The following is a 3,533-nucleotide window of genomic DNA, read 5'->3' as shown; positions in this document are numbered from 1 at the left end:
GCCCACCGCTCGTTCGTCAGGTCACCCCGCACCACACAACGGATCATGCAATCCGAAAATCACCATCAGATCCACGGCCAGCCTCGGGACATACTTCCCAAACAGGCCCTAGAGGCGTCCGCCAAGGCGAAGAAGTGGTGCATCATCTCGGTCATCGCCTTCGCGGCCATCCTCCTGATCTATCTGGTGGCCATTGTGATCATCGTCGGGGTGGCGGCGAACAACAGCTGACCGCCCGCTCACCGTGGTAGTGACCCGGCGCGAGGCTCATCGATCATCGAGATCGGATCGTCCCGCCATCCGACTAGCCCGCAACTCGGTAGCGGCCGTCCGCTCGGCTCGGTCGTCGGCTCGTCAGCCGATGGAGCTCCCGTCGCCGAGCCCCGCCATTACCGAGAGAGACGCGAGGAAGAGGAGGCCGAACACGAGTCCGGCCAGGCACCAGGCCAGGCTGCGACGCGATGCCCGGCGCGCCCCGGCGACGTCGTGGGCAAGGAGCCGATGTGACGCGCGCGAGGAGTTGATGATCCCCATCACGCCGAGCGGCGCGCACAGGAATGTCGTCAGGATCGCGAGAGCCAGGTAGTTGCCGACCTTCGGCGTCGCCTCGGAACCTGGCCCCCGCCGCGCCCCCGACCTCTGCCGCGTCCGCGCGTGCCGTGGTGTCTGCGTGGACCGCGGTGCCTGTGCGTGTCGCGGTGCCTGTGCATGCCGCGGTGTCCGCGTGTGCCGCCGGACCGCCTGGTGGGGTTCGGCGGGTCGGTGGGCCTGTGTTCCGGGCCAGCCCGGATGGGGGTGGGGGCCGGTGTCGTTGTGTCGACTCCGCGGGTAGCCGGTCGAGTAGTGATGGCCGCTCGAGTAGTAGTGACCGCCGGTGTCGGCCGCGGTCCAGGGAGCCCAGCGGGCACCGGTGCCCGTCCGGCAACCGGCGTTCGTGCGGGTGCCGGTGTTCGTCCGACCGGTGTGGTTCGTCGACCCCGGGCCGCCCGCGCCCGGTGCCGGGGACGAGGGCGGCCCGGTGAGGCGGGCGTCGTACTCGTCCCGCCACTTGTCGAGGATTTCGTGGGACACGGTGAGGAGCTGCATCGTGCGCATGGACTGTGCGTCCCGGCTGGCGGGATTGTCCGGATGATGGGCCCGGACACGGGCCCGGTACGCCCGGCGGATCTCCGCCCGGTCAGCGGTGCGCGCCACCCCGAGCACGGTGTAGGCGTCGGCGCCGCCGAGTTCGCGAACCAGCCGGTTGAGCGGGGTCAACGTCCGATCCGCTTGACGACGTCGCCGCGGTTCCGATCGGAAGGCACCATGCGAACCGCCATTCCCCGTCGTCGGCCGGGCGCCATCAGCGGTGATGATAGGCGATCCGTCCGCCATCTGTCCGCCATTCGTCTGCCTTTGGCAGATTCGTGCTGTCAGGCCGTGACGTCCCGGCGGGCCAGGCTCACCGCCCCGATCACCGCCGCACCGGCGGCATACAGACCTCCGATCAGCAGCGCCGACCCGTAGCCGGCATCGGCGGTACCTCCCTGGCCGATCGCGTCGAAGACCAGTCCAGGGAAGACCCGGCCCGCTCCGCTCCAGGACTCCTGGACAATGTGCTCGATCGGAAACGTCCACGCGATCCCGACGGCGAGGGTGAGCGCCGTCGACCGCAGGACCAGCCCGAGCACGGTCCCGGCGAGTCCGAAGAAAACGGCGGCCACCAGCGCGTTCAGGTAGCTCGACGCTGCCTCCCCGAGCGCGTCGGCGCTCCACCACGCTGACGTGTCAATGTCCCGAATCCCGGCGACGGCCAGCCCGACGACGATGCTGACCACCAGCGCGGCGACGAGCGCCACCGCCACCAGGACGAGCATGACCGCCATGCGTCCGGCGAGCCAACCCAGCCGCCGGGGCTCCCGTAGGAACAGGGTTCGCAGCGTCCCCTGGCTGTACTCGAGGGTGATGCTGATCGCGAAGACGAGGAAGACCAGCAGGCCGGTGAAGGTGCTCCCGCCGGTGAAACCGAGTGCCACCCCGGACGCCGCGGACACCTGCGTGAACGTGACGTCGAAGCTCGGTGGCCCACCGCTGCCGCCCGGCGGGGAGCCGCCCGGATCGGCCAGTGCGAGGAGCAGCACGGTCGACAGCACGCTCAGCAGGGCGAGGATGCCCATGGCCACCGCCGTACTCGGCCGCCACAGCTTGATCGGCTCGGCGTGGAAGGACCGCCGGGCCGCTACCAGGAGACTCATCGCAGTGTCCCCTCGTCATGACGGGCCGCCGCAGCGGCGGACAGCCCGCGGATCGGACTCGTGGATCTGGTCGTCGTCCCGCCCGTGGGGGGCCGCTGGGAGCCGGCACGCCGGCCGGTGCTGGTGTCGGTGCTGGTGTCGGTGATGTCGCCGCCCGGGTTCGGGCCTGGGTGACCAGACCCTGGTAGCGGTCCTCCAAGCTGAGCCGGCGCGGAGACATCTCGACGAGGGTGATGCCCCGGGCCGCCGCGGCCCGGTTGATCCTGGCCAGCAGGCGGGTGGGGCCGTCGGGGCCGTCGGGTCCGTCGTCTGGGTTCGCGTCGAGACTGACGACGACATCCCGGGGCCGCCGCGTCGCCGGTACCGCCAGGCCGGCGAGGAGACCGGCGAGCAGCGGGACGTCATCGTCGTGCTCGGGGCGTAGGACGATGTCGTAGGTGGAGGTTGCCATCAGCCGGTCGGTCGGCCCCTGGTAGGCCAGCCGCCCGCCCTCCACGACGATCAGCCAGTCGCAGATCTGCTCGACCTCGGCGAGTAGATGCGACGAGATCAGGACGGTGCGCGCCGTGCGCCGGCTCCCGGCGATGGCCGGCCCGGCGGCGATGGATCGGATGAGCTCACGCATCTGCCGGATCCCGATCGGGTCCAGTCCGTTCGTCGGCTCGTCGAGGATGAGCAGGTCCGGATCGCTGAGCAGGGCGGCGCCGATGGCGAGGCGCTGCTTCATGCCGAGGGAGTACGTCCGTACCTTGTCCGCGCCGCGGCCGGTGAGTCCGACCTCGTCGAGGATCCCGTCCACCCGCGTCGGGTCCTGCCCGCCCAGCACGGCGAGGGAGGCGAGGTTGCGGGCACCGGACAGCGCCGGGTACAGCGCGGGGCTCTCGATCAGGGCGCCCACCCGTGGCAGGTAGCGGGCCGGTGTCACCAGGGGATGACCGAGGACGGTCCCGGAGCCCCCGCTGGGGCGGACCAGGCCGAGCAGCATGCGCAGGGTCGTCGTCTTGCCGGCCCCGTTGGGCCCGACGAATCCGGCGACGACCCCCTCGGGAATCGTGAGGTCGAGACCGGTGACGACGGTCCGGCGCCCGTACCGCTTGGTCAGACCCTGGACGTCGACGGCGGCCGGCCGGTCTGTCTCAGGTGCCGGTCGGGTGGTGTCGGGCCGGGTGGTGCCGGGTGATGGCGAACTGCGCTCGCCAGTGGTTGTCATCATGGGAATCAGACTGGTGTGGCCGCCCCCTCACGTCGTCCGTCCAGCGGCGGCATCGTCGTACGCAATGTGGCGCAGCCGTTGCATAA

The 3,533-nt window shown here is 70.8% G+C and carries 3 protein-coding genes and 1 pseudogene; 1 reads left to right on the top strand and 3 read right to left on the bottom strand.

The features are described from left to right. Positions 1–231: CD225/dispanin family protein (locus ACY45C_RS20230; RefSeq protein ID WP_462189136.1), on the top strand; the 231-nt coding region annotated here is incomplete at its 5' end. 123 nt (positions 232–354) lie between these two features. Here the strand turns inward: ACY45C_RS20230 and ACY45C_RS20225 are convergent. The 3 genes and pseudogenes from ACY45C_RS20225 to ACY45C_RS20215 all read right to left on the bottom strand — a co-directional run. Further along, positions 355–1,257, bottom strand: coding sequence for a CD225/dispanin family protein (locus ACY45C_RS20225; RefSeq protein WP_462189135.1), 903 nt, complete (start codon positions 1,255–1,257; stop codon positions 355–357). A gap of 155 nt (positions 1,258–1,412) precedes the next feature. After that, entirely contained in the window at positions 1,413–2,234 is an 822-nt protein-coding gene (locus tag ACY45C_RS20220) for an ABC transporter (RefSeq protein ID WP_462189134.1), read from the bottom strand. A gap of 589 nt (positions 2,235–2,823) precedes the next feature. Continuing rightward, positions 2,824–3,444: pseudogene (locus ACY45C_RS20215) on the bottom strand (ABC transporter ATP-binding protein); the annotation flags it as partial. Positions 3,445–3,533 lie beyond the last annotated feature (89 nt).

It is taken from the genome of Frankia sp. CcWB2 (assembly GCF_977927585.1).
Note: the sequence above shows the minus strand (reverse complement) of the source record. Positions and strands in the feature narration are given on the sequence as shown.